This window comes from Georgenia thermotolerans (genome assembly GCF_009193185.1).
In the GTDB taxonomy this organism is placed as follows: Bacteria; Actinomycetota; Actinomycetes; order Actinomycetales; family Actinomycetaceae; genus Georgenia; species Georgenia thermotolerans.
The window spans coordinates 25,515-31,987 of record NZ_VUKF01000050.1 but is presented as its reverse complement, the minus strand read 5'-3'; the positions used below and the strand labels follow the sequence as shown (position 1 = coordinate 31,987).

Here is a 6,473-nt window from a genome sequence, read left to right as displayed (position 1 = left end):
TCGGCCGCCTCCGCGGCGCGGCGCCGCTCGGCCTCGGCGGCCTGCTCGGCGGCGGCGCGGGAGCCGGCGGTGAACCCGGCGGCGTAGCCGGCCGCGTACCCGCTGGCGCTCGCCGTCGACGCGGCCGCGGAGGGCAGCGCGGCGGCGGCGAAACGGGCGGGGGCGAAGGCCTCCTCAGCTGACATAGTCGTCCTCGCCGTCGCGGCGGATGACGATCTGGCCGCTCTCCTCCAGAGTGCGGATCACCGTGATGATGTGCCCGCGGGCCTCCTGGACCTCGGAGACGCGCACCGGCCCGGCGAGGTCCATCTCCTCGGACAGGTTCTCCCGGGCCCGCTCGGAGAGGTTGCGCCGGGCCTTGTCCGAGACGGTGGTCGGGGCGCCCTTGAGCGCAATGGCCAGGGTGGCGACGTCGACCTGGCGCAGCACCAGCTGCACCGCGCGGTCGTCGAGCAGGATGATGTCCTCGAAGGTGAACATCATGCCGCGGACCTGCTCGGCGAGGTCGGAGTCGCGCTCGCCGAGGGCGTCGAGGATCTGCTTCTCGGTGCCGGGGTCGGAGCGGTTGAGGATCTCCACCAGCGGCTGCACGCCGCCGACGGCGGTCATGTCGCCCGGGGTGAGCACGGCGGTGGCCTTGCGCTCGATGTTCTCCGCGACGATCTTGACGACCTCCGGCGAGGCCCGCTCCATCAGCGCGATGCGGTGCGCGACGTCGGTGCGCAGCACCGGGTCGAGACCGGCCATGATCGCCGAGGCGCGATCCGCACGCAGGTGGGCCAGCACCAGCGCCATGGTCTGCGGGTGCTCGCCGGTCAGGAGGGACTGCACCTGGCGGGCGTCGGCGTGCTGGAGGAAGTCGAAGGGCTGCCCGGCCATCATCGTGCTCAGCCGGTTGAGTACCCCGGCGGCCTTCTCCGGGCCGAAGGAAGCCTCGAGCAGGCGCTGGGCGTAGCTCAGGCCGCCGTGGCCCATGGTGGGGGCGCCGGTGGAGATCTGGCGGTGGAACTCCGCCATGACGGCGTCCGCGGTGCCCTGCGGGATCTCCTCGATGCGGACGATCTCCGCTGTGATCTCCTCGACCTCCTGCTCGGAGAGCTCGGCGAGGACCTTCGCCGCGCGCTCGTGCCCGATCTGCAGGAGCACGACGGCGGCCTTCTGCACGGGGGTCAGCTGCGTCGCCACGGGGCTCATCGGCGCACCGCCAGCCACTCGCGCAGCTGCTTGGCCACCATGGCCGGGTCCTCGGTGGCCAGCGCCGCGATCTCGGCGCGCATGCCGTCGGCCTCGGTGGCCGGCGGCAGCTTGACCGGCTCGGGGATGGCCGGCAGGTAGGCGGTGTCCTCGAGCGGGTTGTCCAGGGCGGCGGCCTCCTCGGCCTGCTGGGCCTGGATGAGCTTGAGCTCGCCGAGGTCGATCTCCTCGCGGCGCTCGCGGCGGGCGCGGCGGACGAACATCGCGATGACCAGCACGATGACGAGGAGCACGACGGCGATCGCGATGTTGCGGATGAGGGCGTTGCGCGCCGAGGCGGCGGCCTGGGCCTGCTCGGCGGCGAGGGCCTGGGCGGCGGCGTCGGCGGTGGTGGTGTCGAAGGCCATCCGCGAGACGGCCACCTGGTCCCCGCGGGCGGGGTCGATGCCCGCGGCGGCGGAGACCATGGTCTCGAGCTCGTTGAGGCTCAGGCCGGCGCCGGCCTGGGCGTCGACGACGACGGAGACGGACTGGCGGGCCACGCCGCCGGGGTTGACCGTGGTGTGCTCGGTGACCTTGTTGACAGGGTTGTTCTTCACCGAGTCCTCGGAGGTGTAGCTGCCGTCGCCGCCGCCGTTGGGCACGGCGATGTTGTCCGGGCCGAGCACGCCACCGACCGCCTGGCCGGTGCCGGTGTACTCCTCGGTCTTGGTCGACTCCGACAGCGGCGGGGTGCCGTCGGCCGGGGTGAAGGTCTCGGTGGTGCGCTGGGTCTCGTCCCGGCTCAGCTCGGCCTTGACGGAGACGACGGCGTTGCCCACGCCGACCACCCGGTCGAGCATGGCCTGGACGCTGCGGGTGACGCCGTCCTCGTAGTCCGAGGACCCGCCCGGGCCGCTGCCCGTGCCGGTGGACGAGAGCACCCGCCCGGCGGCGTCGACCACGGTCACGCCGGCGGGCTTCATGTTCGGCACGGCGGCGGAGACGAGGTTGATGATCGCCTCGACCGAGGAGGACTCGAGCTGCTTGCCGGGCTTGAGGTCGACGAACACCGACGCGGTGGGGTCGGCGACCTTGTCGACGAAGACGGACTCCTCGGGCAGGGCGAGGTGCACGGTGGCGGCGGCGACGCCGTCGATCGCCTTGACGGTGTTGGCCAGCTCGCCCTCCAGGGCGCGCTGATAGGTGACCTGCTGCTGGAAGTCCGAGCTGGTCATGCCCATGTCGTCGAGCAGGGAGTAGCCGTCTTTGGAGGTGGGCACGCCGGAGGCGGCCAGGGCGATGCGCTCCTTGTAGAGCGACTCGCGCGGAACCAGGACGGTGCTGCCGCCGTCGGTGAGCTCGTAGGGCACGCCGTCGGCCTCGAGCTGGTCGACGACCGCCTGGGCGTCCTCGGGGGCGAGGTTGGAGAAGACCGGCGCCATGGTCGGCTTGGTGGCCCAGGAGCTCAGGGCGACGACGCCGAGCACGAGGACGGCCAGGCCGAGGGTGAGCAGGGTGCGCTGGGGCAGGGTGAACTGGTCCCAGGTGTTCTTGAGCTTCCCGAAGAATCCGGTGACGGCGGCGGGCATCAGGCCTGCATCCGCATGATCTCGGTGAAGGCGTCAACGGCCTTGTTGCGCACCGCGGCGGTGAGCTCGAGGGCCACCTGCGCCTCGGTGGCGGCGATGGTGTAGTCGTGGATGTCCTGCAGGTCGCCGGTGACGGCCTGGACCGCCAGGGTGGAGGACTTCTGCTGGGCGGCGGTGAGGCCGTCGACGGCGGAGGCGAGGGAGACGCCGAAGGAGGCGCCGCCGTCGGCCCGGCCGGGCTCGAGGGCGTCGGTGAGGTAGCCGGTGGGCGCGACGTTCGCGACCGCGCCAAGCCCCCCGATGGCGGGCACGGGCATCAGTTCCTCCCGATCTGCAGGGCCGCGGTGTAGGTCTCCTTGGCGCGGTCCACGACGGCGGCGTTCGCCTGGTAGCCGCGCTGGGCCATGATCAGCTGCGTCATCTGGGCGGCCATGTCGATGTCCGGGAGGCGCACGTAGCCGTCCTCGTCGGCAAGGGGGTGGCTCGGGTCGTGGACCAGGCGGCCCTCGGCGTCGCCGAGCTCAATGCCGGCCACCTCGACGCCGCCGGCCTCGCCGTAGTCCATCGCCTGGGCGACGACGTAGCGAGCGCGGAAGGCCTCGCCGTCGGTGGGGGCGACATTGTTGATGTTCGCGAGGTTGTCGCTGACCGCGTCGAGCCACTTGCGGTTGACGGTCATGCCGGTGCCGGCGATGCCGATCGCGCCGAAGACGGTCATCAGTTGCTCCTCATCGCGGTGCGGATCGCGGAGAAGGTGCCGTCGATGGAGCGGGTGGCCACCTGGTAGCGCAGGTTGGTGTCGACGTTGCTCAGCGTCTCGGTGTCGAGGTTGACGTTGTTGCCGTTGGTCCGCGTGGGCTCCAGGGAGCGCTCCACGCTGGCCTCGGCGGCGCCGGTGCCGCGGTCGACGGCGCGGGTAAGGGCGTCCTCGAAGGAGACCCGCCCCGCCAGGAAGCCGGGGGTCTGGACGTTCGCGATGTTGTCGGCGATCACACGCTGGCGCAGCGCAAGGGCATCCAGGGCGCTCTTCATCGCCACGGATGTCACGGAGTCGAACATGCCGAGTGGTCCCCATCCAGCTCGCGGGTGTGATCGGCCGATCCGTGGCCTGCTTGTCTGAGCGATCCGTGCTCGGTCGGTCATATCGGCAGGTCAGAGCGGTGGATGAGGGGTTGATGGGGAGAAGTCCCCATGCATTTCTGTTGGCGGTTCGTTCGTTTTCTGTTATCTGATGCTGGGGCGCGTCGTTGCGGTGTTTGGTCCGGTTGGTGCTAATCCGGCGCTGCTGGTGCGCGTGATTCAGCCGGCCATGTCGACGTAGACAGGGCGGGCGGGGCCGTTGGCGCGCATCGCTTGGACGGCGCGGGCCTGGCGGCGGCTCATCGAGGCGGCCTCGGTGATCTGGCGGGCCACTTCGGTCTGGCGCTCGAGGAGCGCCTCTGCTCTTGTGCGAAGCGCCGCCGGCATGGGGCCGAGGCCCTCCGGCGGCGTCCAGGGGTCGCGCCGCTCGGGGGTGTGGTCACCGGTCAGGCTCGCTTCGGCGTCGGCGACGTCGAGCTCGAGCGCCGTGAGGGCGTCGACCCAGCGTGCGTGGAAAGCGTCGTCGCCACGGCGGTGACCACCCTCGCGGGCGATCAACTGGGCGGGCGGCGTCCGCCCCTCCCCCTCCCGTGAGACGTCAAGTTCGTGCCGAGAGGTCACAGCGCCGGGATCCGCGTCAGGCAACACCCAGGTCTCCGAGTGGCTGGTAGCCGGCGGGCGCGGCAGGGGCGAACGCTTGGGCGGCCGCCTGACCGGACGCCGTGGCGGCCGCAGCGGCTCCCGCGGCCGGAGCGCCCGTCGAGCCCACCTGGGACGCTGCCTGGTGCCAGGCGTCCCGGAGCGGCACGACCAGGTCACGGCACGCCGTTACCCGCGCGGCGTCACGGGCGATGTTGGCCCCGACGAGCTCGGTGAGCAGGTAGCCGTAGAGATCCATGAGGCCGCGGGCCCCCTCCCACGCGGAGACGTTCAGGCTGCTGCGCAGCTCGTGGATGATCTCCTGGGCGTGGGTGAGCTGCTCATTGGCCGCGGGGCGGTCGCCCCCGTTCAGGGCCTCGATCCCCCGGTCTAGGTCGAGGACGAGGCGGTCGTACAGCATGGTGAGGAGCTTCGCGGGCGTGGCGGTGGCGACGGCCTCGGACCGGAAGCGACCGAGCAGTGCGGCTTGGTTCATCATGGCTCCTTACCTGCTTGCATTCGTCTGAGGCAGGGTGGCGAGCTGGCCGGCGAGCCAGCTCTGCTGAGACTGCATCCGGCTGAGGGCGACCTCGAGCGCCGAGTAGGTGCGCTGCAAGCCCTCGCGGCGCAGTTCCAGACGACGGTCCCAGTCGGCGATCTGACGACCGAGATCCTTGACCATGTCCTCCTGGGCCGTGACCTTGAGGGTGAGCGTGCCGTCGATGGGGTCTGACGCCGCCTCCGCCACCTTCGCGACACGCTCGGCGATCGCCATGGCCATCTTCTGCGTGCCGTCAGGGTCCTTCGCCATGGCTGCGTCGAAGGCGGCCTGGTCGAAGGTGATGGCGCCGTATCGGTCGATGTTGATACCGATCTCGGACGGGGAGCGGCCATCAACTGGGTAGGACGCGGCGCTGCGAACGCTGTCTGCAAGTCCCCGAACGGCGGAGTCTCCGGAGAACAGCCCGCCGGTGACAACCGTGCGCCCGTCGGCGCCCGTGCTCGTCGTCGAAGCCGTCCGCGAGGAAATCTCGGACAGGACGACGCCGACCGACCCGATGACATCGGAGACCAGCTTGCGCATCGCGTCGGCGTCCGGGCTCACCGTGAGGACGACCGGCGAGCCGGCGCTCGTGGTGGCGCTGACCGTGGCGTCGACCCCGGTCATGACGCCCGCGAAGGTGTTCGTCGCACTGGTGAGCTGTGCCGGGTCGGAGGCGCCGGCGCTGGGCCACAGGGTGATCTGGGCGTCCTGGGCGGAGACGAGGGGCTTGGCGGGGTCGTCCGTGCCGGGATCGGTGCCGTGGGCGAGCCTGACGGCGGCGGCACCGACGTTCTCCGTGACCGTCCCCTCCCCGTCATCGGTGATGACGCCGAGTTCGACGGCATCGCCGGCGTACACATCGAAGGCGTTCTGCTGTCCGGAGATGCCGGAGAGCTGGAGGCGGTACTCCGGCTCCCCACCGTTAGTGCCGTTGCTCACCCGGACCTTCACGGCGCTCAGGCCCAGTTCCTTGGCCGCGTTGATGGCCTTCGCAATGTCATCGAGATTGCCAGTGGCGTCAACCGTGTAGACCTTGCCGTCCCGCACGACCGTCAGTGTCGGCGGCGTGCCGAGACCAGCCCCGCTGAGGTTCACCATCGAGACCTGGCCTGCGCTCAGCCGGTCAACGCTGAACTCCAGGGATGCGCTGGCCGCGCCAGCGGAGACCGCCGCAGTCGCGGCGGAGGATGAGCTCGTGACCTTGGATACCTCCCAAGAGGTGGCCTTGGCGGAGTGCGCCGCATTGGTGCCAAGGGAGGCGACCTTGGTGTTCAACGCCTGGAGCGCCGAGACTAGGGTGCTCGTCTCCGCAGAGTTCCTCTGGAGCAGAACCTGTGGCGCGGCCTCGATCTTCAAGAGGTTGTTGATCAGCTCGGTGGTGTTGAGGCCGCTGATCAAGCCGTCGATCGCCATGCCGGACATTGCGTCCGCCCTCCTCGGTCATG

Annotated in this window: 8 protein-coding genes and 1 pseudogene; all 9 read right to left on the bottom strand. The window is 70.8% G+C overall.

Annotated elements, in window-relative coordinates; genetic code table 11:
- Nucleotides 1-185, bottom strand: a pseudogene (locus GD970_RS18400) (M23 family peptidase); the annotation flags it as partial.
- Entirely contained in the window at nucleotides 175-1,194 is a 1,020-nt protein-coding gene (fliG, locus tag GD970_RS18395; RefSeq protein ID WP_152204358.1) for a flagellar motor switch protein FliG, read from the bottom strand. The pseudogene GD970_RS18400 and the gene fliG, both read right to left, overlap by 11 nt.
- Nucleotides 1,191-2,765, bottom strand: a complete 1,575-nt coding sequence (gene fliF / locus GD970_RS18390) for a flagellar basal-body MS-ring/collar protein FliF (protein ID WP_152204357.1) — start codon at nucleotides 2,763-2,765, stop codon at nucleotides 1,191-1,193. The genes fliG and fliF overlap by 4 nt, the downstream gene beginning before the upstream one ends.
- Complete coding sequence (fliE, locus tag GD970_RS18385; protein WP_152204356.1) at nucleotides 2,765-3,082, bottom strand: flagellar hook-basal body complex protein FliE; 318 nt, start codon at nucleotides 3,080-3,082, stop codon at nucleotides 2,765-2,767. The genes fliF and fliE overlap by 1 nt, the downstream gene beginning before the upstream one ends.
- Nucleotides 3,082-3,483, bottom strand: coding sequence for a flagellar basal body rod protein FlgC (gene flgC, locus GD970_RS18380; protein ID WP_152204355.1), 402 nt, complete (start codon nucleotides 3,481-3,483; stop codon nucleotides 3,082-3,084). The genes fliE and flgC overlap by 1 nt, the downstream gene beginning before the upstream one ends.
- Nucleotides 3,483-3,824: a flagellar basal body rod protein FlgB gene (locus GD970_RS18375; protein ID WP_152204354.1), complete on the bottom strand. Its 342-nt coding sequence runs from the start codon at nucleotides 3,822-3,824 to the stop codon at nucleotides 3,483-3,485. The genes flgC and GD970_RS18375 overlap by 1 nt, the downstream gene beginning before the upstream one ends.
- A gap of 240 nt (nucleotides 3,825-4,064) precedes the next feature.
- Nucleotides 4,065-4,466 (bottom strand): hypothetical protein, encoded by a 402-nt coding sequence (locus tag GD970_RS18370; protein ID WP_226925451.1) that lies wholly within the window; start codon nucleotides 4,464-4,466, stop codon nucleotides 4,065-4,067.
- Nucleotides 4,467-4,482: 16 nt separating this feature from the next.
- On the bottom strand, nucleotides 4,483-4,980 hold the full coding sequence (fliS, locus tag GD970_RS18365) for a flagellar export chaperone FliS (RefSeq protein WP_152204353.1): 498 nt from the start codon (nucleotides 4,978-4,980) through the stop codon (nucleotides 4,483-4,485).
- 9 nt (nucleotides 4,981-4,989) lie between these two features.
- Nucleotides 4,990-6,441, bottom strand: a complete 1,452-nt coding sequence (gene fliD, locus GD970_RS18360) for a flagellar filament capping protein FliD (RefSeq protein WP_226925450.1) — start codon at nucleotides 6,439-6,441, stop codon at nucleotides 4,990-4,992.
- Nucleotides 6,442-6,473: the final 32 nt, after the last annotated feature.

Bases quoted from the DNA above. Each gene is read 5' to 3' on its own strand.
- fliD (WP_226925450.1), bottom strand. From the start codon at position 6,441: ATGGCGATCGACGGCTTGATCAGCGGCCTCAACACCACCGAGCTGATC.
- fliF (WP_152204357.1), bottom strand. From the start codon at position 2,765: ATGCCCGCCGCCGTCACCGGATTCTTCGGGAAGCTCAAGAACACCTGG.
- fliG (WP_152204358.1), bottom strand. From the start codon at position 1,194: ATGAGCCCCGTGGCGACGCAGCTGACCCCCGTGCAGAAGGCCGCCGTC.
- fliE (WP_152204356.1), bottom strand. From the start codon at position 3,082: ATGCCCGTGCCCGCCATCGGGGGGCTTGGCGCGGTCGCGAACGTCGCG.
- fliS (WP_152204353.1), bottom strand. From the start codon at position 4,980: ATGAACCAAGCCGCACTGCTCGGTCGCTTCCGGTCCGAGGCCGTCGCC.
- flgC (WP_152204355.1), bottom strand. From the start codon at position 3,483: ATGACCGTCTTCGGCGCGATCGGCATCGCCGGCACCGGCATGACCGTC.
- GD970_RS18375 (WP_152204354.1), bottom strand. From the start codon at position 3,824: ATGTTCGACTCCGTGACATCCGTGGCGATGAAGAGCGCCCTGGATGCC.